The sequence below is a fragment of the Sphingomonas sp. GM_Shp_2 genome (genome assembly GCF_026540875.1).
Lineage (GTDB): Bacteria > Pseudomonadota > Alphaproteobacteria > Sphingomonadales > Sphingomonadaceae > Sphingomonas > Sphingomonas carotinifaciens.
On sequence record NZ_JALNUQ010000012.1, the window covers coordinates 23,131 to 40,930 of the forward strand.

The window sequence follows — 17,800 nt, forward strand, 5'->3', positions numbered from 1 at the left end:
ACATCATGCCCCGCCGCGCCTCCCGTCCCCTGATCCTTGCCCAACCGACCCGGTTCGGCGGGGTGGAGGCGCGCACCGCGCGGGTCGTGCTGGCGGCACTCGTCGTCCTGTTGCTGATCGGCCTGACCGCGCTCGGTGCCGCGCCGCTGGCCGGCGATGCACCCACCAACGGCCAGACCGATATCGCGCTCTATAGCGGCGTCGTGGAGGCGCTGCGCCATGGCGGCCACTATTATCCCGCGCTGGCGGACCAGTTGCGCGCCGGCGGCTATCCGCTGAGGCCCTTTATCGCCTTTCGCCTGCCGACGCTGGCGGTGGTGCAGGCCGCCCTGCCGCACTGGCTGCTCCTCGGCGCCTTGTGGGGGCTGGCCCTGGCGGTGATCGCGAGCTGGTATCCGCGGCTGCGCGTCGCCGTCGCCAATCCGCTCGCCCGCGGTGGCGCCATGCTGGTGCTGCTCGCCGGAGTGTTCGTCGTCGTCCAGCCGTCGCTCGCCTGGTTCCACGAAAGCTGGGCCGGACTGCTGATCGCCTGGTCGCTGGGTCGCCATGCGCAAGGCCGCTGGGCGGAGGCCGCCGCACTCGGCCTTGCCGCTGCCCTGATTCGCGAAACGGCGGCGCTGTATCTGCTGGTCATGGCCGCATGGGCGTGGCGCAGCGGTGCTGTGCGCGAGTTGCGGGGCTGGGGGATCGCGCTCGCCGTTCTGGCCGTTGCGGTCGCGGCCCATGCCTATGCCGTCTCGCTCGTCGTCAAGCCGCTCGACCCCGTCTCGCCGGGCTGGACCGGACTGATGGGCCCCGGCTTTGTTGTGCAGGCGATCGCCGGCGCCACCGCGCTCGCCCTGCTGCCCATGGTCGTCGCCGCGGTCGGCGTGGTGCTGGCGCTGTTCGGCTGGGTGGCGTGGGACGATGCCGTCGCGCGGCGGACCGGCTCGGTGATTGCGGGCTATGCGCTGCTGTTGATGCTCTTCGCGCGCGCCGACAATTTCTACTGGGTACTGCTGATCGCACCGCTCGTCCCCATCGGCCTGCTCTTCGCCGTCGATGGCCTGCGCGACCTGATCGGCTCGGCGCGTGACGCGCGGCGCATCACGGTTACACGGGTGGTACGATGAAGCGTATCCTGTTGATCGTCGGCGGCGGCATCGCGGCCTACAAGGCGTGCGAGCTGATCCGCCTGCTCCGCCGCCGCCGCTATGCGGTGCGCTGCGTGCTGACCGAGGGCGGCAGCCATTTCGTCACCGCCATGACGCTGGCCGCCCTGACCGAGGATCAGGTCCATACCAGCCTGTGGGACCTGAAGAACGAGGCGGAGATGGGGCATATCCGGCTCAGCCGGGAGGCCGATCTGGTCGTCGTCGCGCCCGCCACCGCCGACCTGCTCGCCCGCATGGCCGCCGGCCTGTCCAACGACCTCGCCACCACGCTGCTGCTCGCCACCGACAAGCCCGTGCTCGCGGCCCCTGCGATGAACGTCCGCATGTGGCTGCACCCCGCCACGCAGCGCAACGTCGCGCAGCTTCGCGCCGACGGCATCACCGTCATGGCTCCCGACGAGGGCGCAATGGCCTGCGGCGAATATGGCCCCGGCCGCCTGCCCGAGCCGGAGGCGATCGCCAACGCGGTCGACGCGCAGTTCGCCAGCGCGCAGCCCTCGCTCTCCGGCCGCCACATCCTGGTCACCGCCGGGCCGACGCACGAAGCGATCGATCCCGTCCGCTACATCGCCAACCGCTCCTCGGGGCGGCAGGGCTATGCCATCGCCGCGGCACTCGCCGGCCTTGGTGCCCGCGTCACGCTGATTTCCGGCCCGGTGACGCTTCCGACGCCGCCGGGTGTCGACCGGATCGACGTGGAAAGCGCCCTCGACATGGCCGCCGCGGTCGAGGCGGCCCTGCCCGCCGACGCGGCCGTCATGGTGGCCGCCGTCGCCGACTGGCGGGTCGAGGCCGCCAGCCAGAAGGTGAAAAAGGGCGACGGCGCCCCCCCGGCCCTCACGCTGGTCGAAAACCCCGACATCCTTGCCACCCTTGGTCATTCGCCGCGCCGGCCGCGCCTCGTCATCGGCTTCGCCGCCGAAACGCAGGACGTGGTCGCGCACGCGACCGCCAAGCGGACCCGCAAGGGCGCGGACTGGATCGTCGCCAACGACGTCTCGGCCGACGTGTTCGGCACGGACGCGAATGCCGTCCATCTGATCACCGTGGACGGCGTCGAAAGCTGGGAACGGCTGCCCAAATCGACCGTCGCCACCAGGCTCGCGCAACGCATTGCAAATGCGCTACAAGGTGCGTCATGACCGATCCGATCGCTCTTCGCCTGCGCCGCCTGCCCCATGGCGAGGGCCTGCCGCTCCCCGCTTATGCGACGGCCGGTGCCGCCGGGCTGGACGTGGTCGCCGCCGAGTCGCTGACGCTCGCGCCCGGCGCGCGCGCGGCGGTGGCGACCGGCTTCGCGCTCGCCATCCCGGCCGGCTATGAGGTACAGGTCCGCCCCCGCTCCGGACTTGCGCTCAGGCACGGCGTCACCTGCCTCAACACGCCGGGCACCATCGACCATGATTATCGCGGCGAGGTGAAGGTGATCCTCGCCAATCTCGGACAGGAGCCGTTCGAGGTGTCGCGCGGCGATCGTATCGCGCAACTCGTCCCCGCCCCCGTACAGCGCGCGCTGCTTGCCGAGGTCGATGCGCTCGACGACACCGATCGCGGTGCCGGCGGCTTCGGGTCAACCGGCCGGTGATCGCGCTCCTGCTCTTCGCCGCGCTCCAGGTGCCGGCCGCGGAAACGCCCCCCGCCGACTGGACCGCGCTGCCGCTGCTGCCGCTTCCCGAAAATGCCGGCGAGCGCATCACCTATGCCCGCGCCGAGGTTGCCGCCGGCCGCTGCAAGGCCGATCCGCTTCCCGATGGCCGCTCGCAGGTCGTCGCTCCCGTGGCGTTGCTGCTCGCCGCCGACGGCACGGTGCGTCGCGCGCTGCCGCAAGCGATCGATTGCCCCACCGTCGAACAATATACCGCCGGCTATGTCTCGACGATGGTGCGCACCGGTACGGTCCGGACCGCCTCGCTGCGCCCCGGCTGGTACAAGGCGACGATCACCTATCAATGGTGAGCCTCTCCGACGACGAACTCACCCGCTACGCCCGCCAGATCATCCTGAAGGAAATCGGCGGCGCCGGGCAGATGCGGCTGAAGGGCGCCACCGTGCTCCTCATCGGTGCCGGCGGCATCGGAGCCCCTGCCATCCCCTATCTGGCGGGCGCCGGCATCGGCCGCCTGATCCTGGTCGATGACGACCGCGTCGACCTGTCCAATCTCCAGCGCCAGACGCTCTACGATGTGACGCAGGTCGGCCAGCCCAAGGTCGACGCCGCCGCTGCCTTTGTCGCCGCGCGCAACCCCCATGTCGCGGTCGAGACGCAGCGCCTTCGCATCGACGCCGCGACAGCCCCCGCGCTCGTCACCCGCGCCGACGTGGTGATCGACGGCAGCGACAATTTCGACACCCGCCTGGCCGTCGCCGATGCGGCGCTTGGACTGCGCGTCCCCCTCGTCTCTGCCGCAGTCGGCCAGTTCGAGGGACAGCTCGCCGTCTATCGCGGGTGGGAGCCCGGCCGCCCCTGCTATCGCTGCTTCGTCGGCGACACGCCCGACGCCGCCGCGCTCAGTTGCGCCGACGCCGGCATTCTCGGCCCCGTCACCGGAATGATCGGCAGCCTCGCCGCGCTGGAGGCGATCCGCGCCGTCGCCCCCTTTGGCGAGGACCCGGCCGGCACGCTCCTGATCGCCGACCTGCTCGCCGCCCGCTACCGCACCCTGCGCCTGCCCAAGGACCCCGGCTGCCGCGCCTGCGGCCCCTCGAGTCTTGCCGTAACCGATTGAAGCACCGGCCGAAGTCGCTCCGGCGACCGCGCCTGGCATCGGCATGCCGCACCTTTCGCACCGGTCAACAGGATTGACCGCATTCTGCCCGCCAACCCCCTTTGGGATCGACGAAGTTTCGTCCTACAGCATCCATGTTGCGGTGCGGGATGAACTTATCCGTCCCCCTGCTTCGAGTAGCGTATCATCGTGCCGCCGGCCACTCGCCGGCAGACGTGAAGGCGGGAGCGTTGCAGCTTATGACCCATCACGCCCAACAGGCTTTTCCGGCCGCGCCGCCGCCACAGGCGTCGCGTTGGCAGCCGCCCGCCGCCACGCTGCGCGCGCGCGTGTTCTGCGGCCTTGTGGCCCTCGATGCCGCCTGCCTCGTCCTCGGCTTCGCGCTGGCGGCATGGGCGCGCGAGGCACAGCCCGGCACCACCCACTGGGCGTTCATCGTCGCGGCGGTGCTGCCGCTCTACATGTTCACCGCCTTCTACATGCATGCCTATGACGCCCGGAACCTCCAGGAGCCGTCGCGCGCCGCGATCAAGGGGGTGCAGACCGCCGCCGTCGCCGTCTGCGCGGTGATCCTGGTCGCCTTCTGCTTCCGTGCGACCGATCACTTTCCGCGGCTGGTGGTCTCGATCGGCACTGCCGCCACCCTCGTCATGGTCGCGATCTCGCGCTACCTGTTCGTGCGCAACATGCCCGCGCTGGTCGGTGGTCGCCCGTTCAATGTCATGCTGCTGCATGACGGGCGCGTGCCCCTGCCGACCCACGACTTCTCGATGATCCTGAACGCGGCCGACGGCTTCGACCCCGACCGGCACGACCCGATGATGTATGACCGCCTGGCCGAGACGCTGTCCGGCGCGGACCGCGTCATCGTCGCCTGCGCGCCCGAGCAGCGCACCGCCTGGGCGCATGCGCTGAAGGGCGCCAACGTCCAGGCCGAGATGTTCCTGCCCGAACTGGAAACCCTCGCCCCGCTCGGCGCCTCGTCCTACGCCAAGACCCCAACGGTCATCGTCGCCGCCGGCCCGCTCGGCCTGTTCGAACGCTTCGTGAAGCGGGTGTTCGACATCGCCCTGTCGCTCGCCGCGATCCTGCTTCTCGCCCCGCTGCTCGCCATGGCCGCGCTCGCCATCAAATACGACTCCCCCGGCCCCGTCCTGTTCAAGCAGGTTCGCATCGGCCGCGCCAACCGCATGTTCCGCATCTGGAAGTTCCGCAGCATGCGGGTCGAGGGCTGCGACAGCGCCGGGACCCGTTCCGCCAGCCGCGACGACGACCGCATCACCCCCGTCGGCGCGATCCTGCGCAAGACCAGCGTGGACGAGCTGCCCCAGCTCTTCAATGTGCTGAAGGGCGACATGAGCATCGTCGGTCCCCGCCCGCATGCGCTGGGCAGCCGCGCGGCCGAGAAGCTGTTCTGGGAAGTCGACGGCCGCTACTGGCACCGCCACGCCGCCAAGCCCGGCCTGACCGGACTGGCACAGGTGCGCGGCTATCGCGGTGCGACGATCATCGAGGATGATCTGAAGAACCGCCTCCAGGCCGATCTGGAATATCTGGAACGCTGGTCGATCTGGCGCGACCTGAAGATCATCGCGATGACCTTCCGCGTCGTTCTCCACCGCAACGCATTCTGAGCGGCGCAGGGCGGCATCGTCGCCGCCCTGCGCCCGTCACCTCAAGCCAGCAGATTGCGCGCGAAGTCGCGCACCGCCGGCCCGATATCCGCGCGGGCCAGCGCCAGCGCGAAGTTCGCCTGCGCATACCCCGCCTTGTCGCCGCAATCGTACCGGTCGCCGTCGAACGTCACGCCGTGGAAGGGCTGCGTCCCGATCAGTTGCGCCATCGCGTCGGTCAACTGGATCTCGCCGCCCGCACCCGTTTCCTGCTTTTCCAGGATGCGCATCACGTCGGGCTGCAGGATGTAGCGGCCGGGGATCATCAGGTTCGACGGCGCGGTTCCTCGCGCCGGCTTCTCCACCAGCGCCTTCACCTCGGTCAGCGCGCCGTCGCGCGTGCCGGGCGAAATGATGCCGTATTTGTCGGTCTCGCTGTCCGCCACTTCCAGCGCACCGACCAGGTTACCGCCGACCCGGTTATAGGCCTGCACCATCTGCGACAGGAAGCCGGGGGTGCCGACCATCAGCTCGTCGGGCAGCAGCACCGCGAACGGCTCGTCGCCGACGATCTCGCGCGCGCACCACACCGCATGGCCCAGGCCCAGCGGCTCCTGCTGGCGGACATAGACGGGGCTGCCCGGCTTCTGGCGAATGCCCTCGATCAGCGCCATCGACTTGCCGCGCGCCTTCATCGTCGCTTCCAGTTCGTAGGAAACGTCAAAATGATCCTCCAGCGCGCCCTTGCCGCGACCGGTGACGAAGATGATCTGCTCGATCCCGGCTTCCAGCGCCTCTTCCACCGCATATTGGATCAGCGGCTTGTCGACGACGGTCAGCATTTCCTTCGGCATGGCCTTGGTCGCCGGCAGGAAGCGCGTGCCCAGGCCCGCGACCGGAAACACGGCCTTGCGGAGCGGCTTGATGGTCATCGTATGAAATTCTCCATGAGATTCAGTTCATTGCGCCTAGCGTGCGGTTCTGCTTGCGGCAAATCCGATTGCGTCCAGAATTGACACGCTCTTAAACAACGCCGGCCTATGCTTGGTTCATGACACAGCGCACCGTTCTCGTCATCTTCGGCACCCGGCCAGAGGCCATCAAGCTCTTTCCCGTGGTCCGCGCCCTGGCCGACCAGCCGGCCCTGCGCGTCCGCACCTGCGTCACGGCGCAGCATCGCGGCCTGCTCGATCAGGTGCTGGCGATCGCCGATCTCGCGCCCGATATCGACCTCGACCTGATGGAGCCGGGCCAGACGCTCGACAGGCTCACCGCGCGCCTGCTCACCGGCCTTGGCGAGGTCATGGATGCCGAACGCCCCGACCTCGTCGTCGTGCAGGGCGACACCGCCACCGCGATGGCCGGCGCGCTCGCCGCCTATTACCGCAAGCTGCCCGTCGCCCATGTCGAGGCGGGCCTGCGCTCCGGCGACATCTACCATCCCTGGCCGGAGGAGGTGAACCGCCGCATCGTCGCGCCCATCGCCACCTGGCATTTCGCCCCCACCGACACCGCCGCAGAGGCGCTGCGCCGCGAAACGATCGATCCGGGTGCCATCCATGTCACCGGCAACACCGTGATCGATGCGCTGCTCTGGACGCGAGCCCGCATCGCCGCCGACCCGATGCTGGCCGCCGGGCTCGACCCCATCGCCGATCGCCTGGCCGGCCGCCGCCTCGTCCTCGTCACCACCCACCGCCGCGAAAACTTCGGGGATGGCATGGGGGCGATCGCCCGCGCCATCGGCCGCATCGCCGACCGCGAGGATGTCGCCCTGCTCTTTCCCATGCACCCGAACCCCTCGGTGGGCAGCGTCATGGATGCCGTGCTGGGCGAGCGCGGGAATGTCTGGCGCATCCCGCCGCTCGATTATCCGCATTTCGTGCGCGCGCTCGAACTCTGCGACATCGTTCTGACCGATTCGGGCGGCGTGCAGGAGGAGGCGCCGGCGCTCGGCAAGCCGGTGCTGGTCATGCGCGAAACCACCGAACGCCCCGAGGGGGTCGCGGCCGGCACCGCCCGGCTGGTCGGTACCGATGAAAACCGCATCGTTTCCGAAGTTTTCACGCTTCTCGACAATAGCGGGGCATATGCCGCCATGGCCCGCGCGCACAATCCCTTCGGCGATGGCCAGGCGGCGACACGGATAGCGAGGATCATCGCCGATGCTGGGCGCGCCTGAATTGAACGTCGTCGTCATGGGGCTGGGCTATATCGGCCTGCCCACCGCCGCGGTGATCGCCCGCACGGGCGCCCGCGTGCTGGGCATCGATGTCAGCGCCACCGTGGTCGACACCGTCAACGAAGGCCGCGTCCATATCGAGGAGGTCGATCTCGACGGCCTCGTCTCGGGCGTCGTCGCCCGCGGTACGCTGCGCGCCTCCACCGAGGTGGCACCCGCCGACATCTTCGTCATCGCCGTGCCGACGCCGTTCGCGGACGATCACCAGCCCGATATCGCCTATGTCCTGCAAGCCGCGACCAGCATCGCCGCCGTGCTGAAGGCGGGCGACACGATCATCCTCGAATCGACCTCTCCGGTCGGCACCACCGAACAGGTCCGCGACCTGATCGCGCAGCTGCGCCCCGACCTGAAGGTCCCCGGTCGCTGCACCGACCAGCCGGATATCTCCATCGCCTATTGCCCGGAACGCGTGCTGCCCGGCCGCATCCTGGTGGAATTGATCGACAATGACCGGGTGATCGGCGGCATCACCCCGCGCTGTGCGCGAAAGGCGCTCGCCTTCTACCGCCGCTTCGTGCGCGGCGCCTGCGTCACGACGACCGCACGCGCCGCCGAAATGACGAAGCTGACCGAAAACGCCTTTCGCGACGTCAACATCGCCTTTGCCAACGAACTCAGCCTCGTTGCCGACCGGCTCGGCGTCGATGTGTGGGAGGTGATCCGCCTCGCCAATCGCCACCCGCGCGTCAACATCCTGTCGCCCGGCCCCGGTGTCGGCGGCCATTGCATCGCGGTCGACCCGTGGTTCCTCGTCGCCGCCGCGCCCGAAGAGACACCGCTGATCCGCACCGCCCGCGAGGTGAACGACGGCAAGACCGATCATGTGGTCGCACAGGCGGAGGCATTGCTCGCCGCCACCGGCGACGCGCCCGTCGCCTGTCTCGGCCTCGCCTTCAAGGCCAATATCGACGATTTCCGCGAAAGCCCTGCGCTGCGCGTCGTGCAGGCGCTTGCACGAAGCCATGCCGACCGCATCCGCGTGGTCGAGCCCTACGCACAGGCGCTGCCGCCGACACTGGCCGATACCGGTGCCACGCTGGTCGATATCGATACCGCGCTGGAAACCTGCCCCGTGCTGATCGTGCTGGTCGATCACGACCTGTTCCGCTCGATCCCGCTGGAGGAACGCCGGGGCAAGCGGGTGCTCGACACGCGCGGGCTCTGGCCGGATCAGCCACTCGCCCCGGCCTGACCGGCTGCCTGACCGGCCGGCTGCACGCCGGCGGCGCGGGGGACCATCGTCGCCGCGCACGTTGCGGTACGGAGGCCAAGGGCTTATGGGCCATGGGTCCTGCCACAGTGAAGCAGCCCGATGATCGCCAAGTTCCTTCGAAGCCGCCGGCGCGGGTCATCCGATGCCAACGCGGCCATTCCCGCCGGTCAGCGCGTTTATGCGATCGGCGATGTCCATGGTCGGCTCGACCTGCTCGACCTGCTGTTGGCGCAGATCGACGCCGATGACGCGGGCCGCGGTCCGGCCGAAACCACGCTCATCTTTCTGGGCGATCTGGTCGACCGGGGCGACGACTCGGCCGGCGTGGTGACGCGCCTGCTGCAATTGTCGCAAACCGGCCGCGACGTGCGCGTGATCGCCGGCAATCACGAGGAGATCCTGCTCTCCGCGCTGGACGGCGATGCCAAGGCGCTGCGGCTGTTCTGCCGCGTCGGCGGGCGCGAGACGATGCTGAGCTACGGCCTGTCGGCGCCCGATTACGAACGGCTCGATTATGCCGAGGTGGCGGAACGGCTCGGCACGCTGGTGCCGCCCGAGCATCAGGCGTTCCTGCGTGCGCTGGAGACGATGGTGGTGATCGGCGATTACGCCTTTGTCCATGCCGGCGTCCGCCCCGGCGTCGCGCTCGATGCGCAGCGTCCGGCCGATCTGCGCTGGATCCGCGATCCCTTTCTCGATCACCGCGGCTTGCTCGAAAAACGGATCGTCCACGGTCATACCGTCAGCGAGGAGGTCGAATGGCTTCCCCACCGCATCGGCATCGATACCGGCGCCTATACCAGCGGCCGGCTGACCGCCCTGGGGTTGCAGGACGACCAAAGCTGGACGCTGGAGGCGATACTGGCCCCCGATGTCGCCTCTGCCGCCTGATCGGGTGTGACTGCGGCGCAACATGGAAATATTACAAATTTGCGTCGATCGACTAGCATCTTGTCATGGTCTTGCTGCACTGCCATAGGGCAGCCTGACGAGCACAAAGGGAGTTCATCATGCGTCTTGGAAAGTTTCTCGTAGCTGCTGCTGCCGTGTCGATGACGGCTGCTCCGGCTCTCGCCGCTCCGGCGAACTCGGCTGCCAGCCTGTCGGTCGCCAAGTCGGCCCGCGCTGGTTCGGCTTCGGCCAAGAAGAACGAGCTGGCCGGTGGCGGCGTGATCGTGGCGGTTCTCGCTGCGGCGGCTGTTGTCGCTGGTATCGTCGTGGTCGCCGACTCGGACGACGACGCCGACAGCAACTAAGCTGTTCATAGCTTCGGCTAGGGAAATAGCGGCTTTCGGGCCGCTATTTTTTTGCCTGCCTTCCTAGCTGTTCCAACGCCCAGCGCGCCGCCTCCGCCACCGTCTCCGACGTATCCGTCGCCAGTCGCTGCAACACCGGCACCAGCGCATCCTCGCCACTGTTTCCCGCCGCGATCGCGGCATTGCGCACCATCCGCTCCCGCCCGATCCGCTTGATCGGCGACCCCGCGAACACCTGCCGGAAACCGGCATCGTCCAGGTCGAGCAGATCGGCCAGCGCCGGCGCGGTCAGTTCCGCGCGCGGATGGAACGCCATGTTGGCGCTCGCCGCCACCGCGAACTTGTTCCACGGGCACGCCGCAAGGCAATCGTCGCAGCCATAGATGCGGTTGCCCATCGCCACCCGGAACTCCTCCGGGATCGGCCCCTTGTGCTCGATCGTCAGGTACGAGATGCACCGCCGGGCATCCAGCCGGTAGGGCTTGGGAAAGGCGGCGGTCGGGCATGCCTGCTGGCACGCATCGCACGATCCGCACGTATCGCGCCCCGCCACGTCCGGCGTCAGCTCCAGCGTCGTGTAGATCGCCCCCAGGAACAGCCAGCTGCCATGTGCACGGCTCACCAGGTTGGTGTGCTTGCCCTGCCACCCCAGTCCCGCCGCCTCCGCCAGCGGCTTCTCCATCACCGGCGCGGTATCGACGAACACCTTCAGCTCGCACGCCGCCTCCGCCACCAGCCACCGCCCCAACGCCTTCAACTGCCGCTTCACCACGTCGTGATAATCGGCCCCCTGCGCATAGACCGAGATCCGCCCGATATCGGTCGCATCCGCCAGCTTCATCGGATCGTCCTTCGGCGCATAGCTGACGCCCAGCGAGATCACCGTGCGCACCTCGGGCCACAGTCCGGCCGGGCTTTCGCGGTGATGGGCGCGCTCCTCCATCCAGATCATCGAGCCATGCGCCCCGTCCGCCAGCCATTCGCGCAGCCGTGCGGCACTGTGCGGCGCTGCATCGGCACGCGCGATGCCGATGCTCGCAAAGCCGAGTTCGGCCGCCTTGGCCTTGATCCGGGTTTCCAGCTTGTCTTGGGGCACCCCCGCCCGCTACCACGTCGTGAAGGCGGGAGGAACATGGGCATGGACGAACGATGGGCGGTACATGCCTCGGGACTGGTGAAACGCTTCGGCGACCGTCGGGTGGTGGACGGCGTGGATATCGCGGTGCCGACCGGCGCGGTCTACGGCGTGCTCGGCCCCAATGGCGCGGGCAAGACGACGACGCTGCGCATGCTGCTCGGCATCATCGAGCCGGATGAAGGCCACCGCGCCCTGCTGAACACCCGCCACCCGCGCGATGCCAGCGACGTGGTCGGCTATCTGCCCGAGGAACGCGGCCTCTACCCTGCGATGAAGGCGCGCGAGGCGATCGCCTTCATGGGGGCGCTGCGGGGCCTCGACTGGAAAACCGGCCGCGCCCGTGCCGTCGAGATGCTGGACGCCGCCGGTCTCGGCCACGCCGCCGATACCAAGATCCGCAAGCTTTCCAAGGGCATGGCGCAGCTTGTCCAGCTGCTCGGCTCCGTCGTCCACCGCCCCTCGCTCCTCGTGCTGGACGAGCCCTTTTCCGGCCTCGATCCGGTCAATCAGGAAAAGCTGGAAGCGCTGATCCTGGCGGAGCGCGACCGCGGCGCCACCATCCTGTTCTCCACCCACGTCATGGCGCATGCCGAGCGGCTGTGCGACCGTCTGGCGATCATCGCGGGCGGCAAGCGCCGGTTTGAGGGCACGGTGGACGAGGCCCGCGCCACCCTCCCCTCACAGGTTCATTACCAGCCGCGCCGCCCCGATCCCGCCATCGCCGCGCTCCTGCCCGCCGATGCGCGGTCCGAAGGATCGGGCTGGCGCTTCCAGTTGCCCGATGGCGGGATCGAGCCCCTGCTCGTCCGCTTGATCGAGGCCGGGCACGGCATTTCCGGCCTGTCGATCGAACGTCCCCGCCTGCACGACGCGTTCGTCCGCATCGTCGGCCGCGAAGCGCTGGAGAAGGCCGCATGAGCAACGCCCGCCGCCTGATCCGCCAGACGCTGACCATCGCGCGCCGCGATTTCGTCGCCACCGTCTTCACCCCCATCTTCCTGCTGTTCCTGTTCGCGCCGCTCATCATGGGCTCGTTCGGGGCGATCGGGGGTGCGGGTGCCGCCGCGGTCGCCGACGGCGCATCGGACAAGACGCGCATCGTCGCCATCGTACCCGACCGGCTGGCCCGTCCGATCGCGGAGGTCGACACGCGGTTGCGCGGCGTGTTCCGCCAGGAAGAGGCGCCTCCTGCGCTGATGACGCTGACGCCGTCCGCCGACCCCGCGGCACAGGCGCGTGCCGCCTTCGAATCGAAGGCGTATGACGCCTCCGCCGTCCTCTATGGCCCGCTCGACCGGCCGACGATCCTGTATGGCCTGCGCGGCGCGCGCACCGCCGATTATCTCACCCTGCTGGCGCAAGGCACGCTCGCCTCGGAGGCGCTGGACGGCGGCCTGCCCCGCGTGCAGGCGACGAAAACCTCCGTGACCCGCACCACCGGATCGCAGGGGGGGCAGAACCGCTCCGCCTTCCTGGCGGTGTTCGGCATCTTCTTTCTCACCCTGTTCCTTTCCGGCCAGGTCGTCGGCACCATGGCGGAGGAGCGCAGCAACAAGGTGATCGAGATCCTCGCCGCCGCCGTACCGCTGGAAAGCGTGTTCCTGGGCAAGCTGGTCGGCATGTTCGGCGTCGCGCTGCTGTTCGTCGGCTTCTGGGGCACCGTCGTGGGCCAGGCCTTGTCCTACCTGCCGCCCGCCGCCGCCGCCGCATTCGGCGACCTGTCCCCCGCGGTCGGCGCCCCCACCTTCGCGCTGCTCTTCGCCGCCTATTTCGCGATGGCCTATCTGCTGCTCGGCTCGGTGTTCCTCGGCGTCGGCGCACAGGCCTCGACCATGCGCGAGATCCAGATGCTGTCGCTGCCGATCACGGTGTTGCAGGTCGGCATGTTCGCGCTGTCCTCGGCCGCGGCGGGGCGTCCCGGCTCCTGGCTCGCGACGGTGGCGGAGGTGTTTCCGCTGTCCTCCCCCTTCGCCATGGCGGGGCATGCCGCCAACAGCCCGGACCTGTGGCCCCACGCACTGGCACTGGCATGGCAGGCGCTATGGGTCGCGATCTTCGTGACGCTGGGGGCGCGCTTCTTCCGTCGCGGGGTGCTGCAATCGGGCAGCGCGCGGCCCTTCTGGAAACGGGCCAGGGCTTAGAGTCAATTTGGAAATGCGCTGTGGGCGCATTTCGCGGTACCAGCCCGCTCCCCCACCCGACCTCCCATCAAGGATACTCTGTGGGAGGTCGGGTGGGGGAGCGGGCTGGTACCGTCCGAAATTGGCTCTTTCGCCAATATCCAAACAACCTCTTAAAGGGGCAACGGCCCTCCCCGCCTGTGCGGGAAGGGCCGAAAGCCTCAGAAGCGGATGCCGTAGCTCGCCACCACCTGGTGACGGTCGGTGTCCACGTCGAAGCGCGCGCTGGTCGCGCCGGTGGCATAGTCGATCTGGCCACGATTGTAGTTGGAGTAGCGATATTCCAGCTTGGCATAGGTGTTGCCGCTGATCGCGCGCTCGGCACCGGCACCCAGACGCCAGCCGTCCAGCTTGAAGCCGGTATCAGTCTGCGTGTTGGTGTTGCCCGCCAGCACGTTCAGCTTCAGGTTGGTGTAGCCGCCCTTGACGTAGATCAGCGTCGCCGGATCGGCCATGATGCCCGCACGCGCACCGACATACAGGTCGCGGCCCGTCTTCACCCGGCCGAACCCGAACTGGTCGTCATAGGCGCGGCGATCACTCTTGGCGGTCGAACCGGTGATCTCGCCCTCGACGCCGAGCAGCGCCCCGCCGGCCGCGAAGTCGTAACCGATGCCACCGCCGTACAGCAGGCCATCGATATTCTGGTCGCTACCGTCATTGTCGTTGTCGACGCTGCTTCCGGCACCGACATGGTCCCAACCCAGCGTTCCTTCGACGCGCGGGCCGGTGAAGATCGGGTTCACGCCCGACTGCGCCAGTGCGGGGGTGGCGACCGCCGAACCGGCGACAAGCAAAGCAACAGCAATTTTACGCATGGGATACCCTCATTGACCGTTCCCCCGATAAGCTGGGGAGGACGCTTCAAATGGCGAATGTCCGGCGTGGTTGCATGAACCTCAGCTAAACGAGGAAATCTGTTGCTGCGGCGCAACAGTCCGCTTGCGGCGTGGAGGGGGCGTGAACCACTCGGCCAGTGTCAACCCCGTCACGGCCATCGCATGCAGGACCACCTGCCCCGCTGCCCGCGCATCGCTCAGCGCATCATGGTGACGATGCTCCAGCCCCAGGTGGCGCGCCAGCGTGCCCAGCTTGTGGTTGGGCAGGTCCGGCCACGCCCGCCGCGCGACGCCCACGCTGTCCAGCCAGCGGGCCGCGATCGGCGGCAGCATGTGCAGCGTGCACGCCCGGCCCAGCGCCCCCTTGTCGAAACTGGAATGCGCCACCGTGATCCGGTTCCCCAGATGCCCCGCCACGATCTCATGCAGCATGGCAAAGGTCGGCTGGCCGGTCACATGATGCGCGGCGATGCCATGGATGCGCGTGTTGAACGGGCTGAAGTCATCCAGCGGATCGACCAGCGATTCATAGGTGAACGTCTCGACCCCGTCGCGGTAACCGACGATGCCGATCTGGCAGATGCTGCTGGTACGCTGACATGCGGTCTCGACGTCGATCACGACGAAGTCGGGTTCGGACATGACGCCTTATACGCCGCCACCGCAAGCCGCGCCAGTCACCTCCCACCCCCCACCCGTTCGTCTCGAGTAGCCGTCGAGTAGCGGCGCAGCCGCATACCGAGACGGCGTATCGAGAGACCGGTTGGTTCGCGCGACCATCTGCACCACCGGCACCCCACCCCGTATCGCCCCACGTAACAAATGATCCCCAACAGCCTCGACAGCGACCGTTTCGATCCGCTAGGCGGTCACCTCAACCAGCAAGGATGGAAGATGGCGGACGCGCTACGGGTGGCATTGGCAGGTCTCGGCACGGTAGGGGGCGGTGTCATCCGCCTGCTGGACACCAATCGCGACCTGATTACCCGGCGCGCGGGTCGCCCGATCGAGGTCGTCGCGGTATCCGCCCGCGACCGGACCAAGGATCGCGGCGTCGATCTGTCGCGTTTCGACTGGGTCGACGACACCGCCGCACTCGCCACCCATGCTCAGGCCGATGTGGTGGTCGAACTGATCGGCGGATCGGACGGTCCGGCGCTGACGCTGGCCCGCAACACGCTTGCCGCCGGGCGCGGCTTCGTCACCGCGAACAAGGCGATGCTCGCCCATCACGGGCTGGAACTGGCGCAAAAGGCCGAAGGGGCCGGCGTCCCCCTCAAGTTCGAGGCGGCGGTGGCCGGCGGCATTCCGGTCATCAAGGGCCTGCGCGAAGGTGCGGCGGCCAACGTCATCGGCAACGTCTACGGCATCCTCAACGGCACCTGCAATTTCATCCTGTCCAAGATGGAGGCGGAGGGCCGCGACTTTGCCGAGGTGCTCGCCGAGGCACAGGCGCTGGGCTATGCGGAGGCGGATCCCAGCTTCGACATCGACGGCGTCGATGCCGCGCACAAGCTGTCGATCCTCGCCGCGATCGCCTTCGGTACGCAGCCGGCCTTTGACGATGTCGCGATCAGCGGCATCCGCCACGTCCTCGCCGCCGACATCGCGGAGGCCGCCGCCCTCGGCTACCGCGTCCGCCTCGTCGGCGTCGGCGAGGCGGGGCCGCATGGCCTGTTCCAGCGTGTCCACCCCCATCTCATCCCCCTCGATCATCCGCTGGCGCACGTCACCGGCTCGACCAATGCGGTGGTGGCACAGGGCAATTTCGTCGGCCGCCTGCTCTTCCAGGGGGCCGGTGCCGGTGACGGCCCCACCGCCAGCGCGGTGGTCGCCGACCTGATCGACATCGCCCGCGGCGAGTTCGGCCCCGCCTTCGCGATGCCCGCGGCGTCGCTGGTGCAGGAAAAGCCCGCCGATGCCGGGGAGCGTCGTGGCCGCGCCTATCTGCGCTTCACCGTGGAGGACAAGGTCGGCGTACTGGCCGAGATCGCCGCGGCGATGCGCGATGCCGGTGTCTCGATCGAAAGCCTGATCCAGCGCGGCGCGACCGCGGGCGGCGGCGTCCTCGTGGCGATCGTCACGCATGAGGGTCCCGAACGCGCCGTCGCGCAGGCGCTGGAACGCCTGCGCGGCAGTTCCAGCGTCATCGGCCAGCCGCTGCTGATGCACATCCTCGCCTGAGAACCGGCCTCCGTTAGGGGCGGCAGAGCCATCAAAGGCCGTTCGGACGGAGCGAAGTCGAAGTCCGTGCCCCTAGCCTTGCCTCACGGGCATGGCTCGGTCCGGACGGCCGCCTACCGCCTACCGCCTACCGCCTACCGCCTACCGCCCGCCGTCACGCCGAACGAGCGCCGCCACGCAACTCGCCCGGTCGATCGCGCTGCCATCGGGCTCGCGCGCATCCAGATAGGTGACGCGCGGCGGCTCCGATCCCTTGGGGTACAGATACGCATCCAGCACGCAGAACGTGCCCTGGAACTGCAGCTTGCGTGCATTGCCTTCGCGCACATCGGCATCGGGCTGGCCGAACAGCTTGACCAGTCCGGCCATGTCCTGTCCCACCACCCGCTCCAGTCCGACGCTGGTATAGGGCACCGCCACCGGCCCCACCGTCGGCTGCGCCACGGTCGCCGGGGTCGCGCACCCGGCCAGCATCGCGCCCAGCACTGCCGGCGCCGTCCATGCGGGCCGCCCGTTCCTTATCGTCGTCATGTCCGGTTCCGGTGAAAGAGATGCGTCGCCATCGCCGCTCCGAGGACCGGCGCGAGGATCGCCAGCACCGGAACCACGAACAGCGCCGTACCCGCAAGCCCCAGCAGGAAACGCTCCGCCCGGGTCGTCTTGCGCCAGGCACGCAACCCCGCATCGTCCAGATGGCGCACCGCCACCATGTCGCCCAGGTCGCGCCCGAGCAGCCAGCCATTGACCAGGAAGAATACCGCCGCCGTCCCCACGCCCGTCGCCAGCAGCACCAGATAGACCGGCAGCGCGATCAGGTTGACGAGGATCACGCGGGCCCCCGACCGCAGGCCCATGGCGGCCCCCTTGGCGAACGACACCGGTCGGGCGGTCTTCAAGGCGGCCGGATAATGCCGCGCCTCCACCGCCTCCACCACCGTATCGGCGAACAGCCCCACGACTGCGATCGCCACCGCCCGGAACAGCAGCCACAGCGCCAGCCCGGTGACGACCACCGCCACCACCGCCGCCAGTCCGTCCGCCCCCCATGTGATCCAGTGGGCCAGCATCGCCTGCACCCCCCACCACACACCGACGCCCAACACCCCGAACAGCGCCAGCGTCAACGCCATCGACAGCGCCAGCACCCGCAGGATCGGCGGGTCGCCCAACTGGGCCAGTGAGCGGAGGAAGGCGCGGAACACGGGGGACGGGATGGCGGTCCCGGTGCCGCCCTGTCAACCGCTCCGCCGGA

General features: G+C 68.8%; 19 protein-coding genes. 13 read left to right on the forward strand and 6 right to left on the reverse strand.

The window, feature by feature from the left end; translation table 11 throughout:
* The first annotated feature begins 5 nt into the window (after window positions 1-5).
* The 6 genes from OXR08_RS06620 to OXR08_RS06645 all read left to right on the forward strand — a co-directional run bounded on the left by OXR08_RS06620 (window position 6) and on the right by OXR08_RS06645 (window position 5,514).
* Complete coding sequence (locus OXR08_RS06620; protein WP_267348826.1) at window positions 6-1,112, forward strand: hypothetical protein; 1,107 nt, start codon at window positions 6-8, stop codon at window positions 1,110-1,112.
* Window positions 1,109-2,296 (forward strand): bifunctional phosphopantothenoylcysteine decarboxylase/phosphopantothenate--cysteine ligase CoaBC, encoded by a 1,188-nt coding sequence (coaBC, locus tag OXR08_RS06625; RefSeq protein ID WP_267348827.1) that lies wholly within the window; start codon window positions 1,109-1,111, stop codon window positions 2,294-2,296. Before OXR08_RS06620 ends, coaBC begins: the two co-directional genes overlap by 4 nt.
* Window positions 2,293-2,739 (forward strand): dUTP diphosphatase, encoded by a 447-nt coding sequence (gene dut, locus OXR08_RS06630; protein WP_112380967.1) that lies wholly within the window; start codon window positions 2,293-2,295, stop codon window positions 2,737-2,739. The genes coaBC and dut overlap by 4 nt, the downstream gene beginning before the upstream one ends.
* Entirely contained in the window at window positions 2,736-3,110 is a 375-nt protein-coding gene (locus tag OXR08_RS06635; RefSeq protein WP_149680786.1) for a hypothetical protein, read from the forward strand. The genes dut and OXR08_RS06635 overlap by 4 nt, the downstream gene beginning before the upstream one ends.
* Window positions 3,107-3,880: a molybdopterin-synthase adenylyltransferase MoeB gene (gene moeB, locus OXR08_RS06640; RefSeq protein WP_267348915.1), complete on the forward strand. Its 774-nt coding sequence runs from the start codon at window positions 3,107-3,109 to the stop codon at window positions 3,878-3,880. Before OXR08_RS06635 ends, moeB begins: the two co-directional genes overlap by 4 nt.
* 239 nt (window positions 3,881-4,119) lie before the next feature.
* Window positions 4,120-5,514 (forward strand): sugar transferase, encoded by a 1,395-nt coding sequence (locus OXR08_RS06645; protein WP_267348832.1) that lies wholly within the window; start codon window positions 4,120-4,122, stop codon window positions 5,512-5,514.
* Window positions 5,515-5,555: 41 nt separating this feature from the next.
* Here OXR08_RS06645 and galU read toward each other — a convergent pair whose 3' ends face one another.
* Window positions 5,556-6,425 (reverse strand): UTP--glucose-1-phosphate uridylyltransferase GalU, encoded by an 870-nt coding sequence (gene galU / locus OXR08_RS06650; RefSeq protein ID WP_267348834.1) that lies wholly within the window; start codon window positions 6,423-6,425, stop codon window positions 5,556-5,558.
* A gap of 119 nt (window positions 6,426-6,544) precedes the next feature.
* Here galU and wecB point away from each other — a divergent pair, with 119 nt between their 5' ends.
* The 4 genes from wecB (at window position 6,545) to OXR08_RS06670 (ending at window position 10,207) form a co-directional block, all read left to right on the forward strand.
* Window positions 6,545-7,675 carry a UDP-N-acetylglucosamine 2-epimerase (non-hydrolyzing) gene (wecB, locus tag OXR08_RS06655; RefSeq protein WP_267348836.1) on the forward strand — a complete coding sequence of 377 codons (1,131 nt, stop codon included), beginning with the start codon at window positions 6,545-6,547 and terminating at the stop codon, window positions 7,673-7,675.
* On the forward strand, window positions 7,659-8,930 hold the full coding sequence (gene wecC, locus OXR08_RS06660; protein ID WP_267348838.1) for a UDP-N-acetyl-D-mannosamine dehydrogenase: 1,272 nt from the start codon (window positions 7,659-7,661) through the stop codon (window positions 8,928-8,930). The genes wecB and wecC overlap by 17 nt, the downstream gene beginning before the upstream one ends.
* Before the next feature lie 120 nt (window positions 8,931-9,050).
* Window positions 9,051-9,842: a metallophosphoesterase family protein gene (locus OXR08_RS06665; protein ID WP_267348840.1), complete on the forward strand. Its 792-nt coding sequence runs from the start codon at window positions 9,051-9,053 to the stop codon at window positions 9,840-9,842.
* A gap of 119 nt (window positions 9,843-9,961) precedes the next feature.
* Window positions 9,962-10,207 (forward strand): hypothetical protein, encoded by a 246-nt coding sequence (locus OXR08_RS06670; RefSeq protein WP_112380974.1) that lies wholly within the window; start codon window positions 9,962-9,964, stop codon window positions 10,205-10,207.
* 43 nt (window positions 10,208-10,250) lie between these two features.
* Here OXR08_RS06670 and queG read toward each other — a convergent pair whose 3' ends face one another.
* Window positions 10,251-11,303, reverse strand: a complete 1,053-nt coding sequence (gene queG / locus OXR08_RS06675; RefSeq protein WP_267348842.1) for a tRNA epoxyqueuosine(34) reductase QueG — start codon at window positions 11,301-11,303, stop codon at window positions 10,251-10,253.
* Between the two features lie 42 nt (window positions 11,304-11,345).
* On the opposite strand from queG, the gene OXR08_RS06680 reads away from it, so the two are divergent.
* Together OXR08_RS06680 and OXR08_RS06685 are read left to right on the forward strand one after the other, a co-directional pair.
* Window positions 11,346-12,263: an ATP-binding cassette domain-containing protein gene (locus OXR08_RS06680; protein ID WP_112380976.1), complete on the forward strand. Its 918-nt coding sequence runs from the start codon at window positions 11,346-11,348 to the stop codon at window positions 12,261-12,263.
* A complete protein-coding gene (locus tag OXR08_RS06685; RefSeq protein ID WP_112380977.1) occupies window positions 12,260-13,486 on the forward strand; it encodes an ABC transporter permease in 1,227 nt (408 codons plus the stop codon). The genes OXR08_RS06680 and OXR08_RS06685 overlap by 4 nt, the downstream gene beginning before the upstream one ends.
* Before the next feature lie 200 nt (window positions 13,487-13,686).
* Here the strand turns inward: OXR08_RS06685 and OXR08_RS06690 are convergent, their stop codons facing one another.
* Window positions 13,687-14,343 carry an outer membrane beta-barrel protein gene (locus OXR08_RS06690; protein ID WP_112380978.1) on the reverse strand — a complete coding sequence of 219 codons (657 nt, stop codon included), beginning with the start codon at window positions 14,341-14,343 and terminating at the stop codon, window positions 13,687-13,689.
* Between the two features lie 81 nt (window positions 14,344-14,424).
* Window positions 14,425-15,006 (reverse strand): 3'-5' exonuclease, encoded by a 582-nt coding sequence (locus OXR08_RS06695; protein WP_267348847.1) that lies wholly within the window; start codon window positions 15,004-15,006, stop codon window positions 14,425-14,427.
* Window positions 15,007-15,258: 252 nt separating this feature from the next.
* Here OXR08_RS06695 and OXR08_RS06700 point away from each other — a divergent pair, with 252 nt between their 5' ends.
* The gene (locus OXR08_RS06700; RefSeq protein WP_267348917.1) at window positions 15,259-16,548 is read left to right on the forward strand and encodes a homoserine dehydrogenase; all 1,290 of its coding nucleotides are present in this window, start codon (window positions 15,259-15,261) and stop codon (window positions 16,546-16,548) included.
* A 141-nt stretch (window positions 16,549-16,689) separates the two neighbouring features.
* Here the strand turns inward: OXR08_RS06700 and OXR08_RS06705 are convergent, their stop codons facing one another.
* Both OXR08_RS06705 and OXR08_RS06710 read right to left on the reverse strand, forming a co-directional pair.
* The gene (locus tag OXR08_RS06705; protein WP_267348919.1) at window positions 16,690-17,022 is read right to left on the reverse strand and encodes a hypothetical protein; all 333 of its coding nucleotides are present in this window, start codon (window positions 17,020-17,022) and stop codon (window positions 16,690-16,692) included.
* Window positions 17,023-17,075: 53 nt separating this feature from the next.
* A complete protein-coding gene (locus tag OXR08_RS06710; RefSeq protein WP_267348848.1) occupies window positions 17,076-17,750 on the reverse strand; it encodes an EI24 domain-containing protein in 675 nt (224 codons plus the stop codon).
* Window positions 17,751-17,800 lie beyond the last annotated feature (50 nt).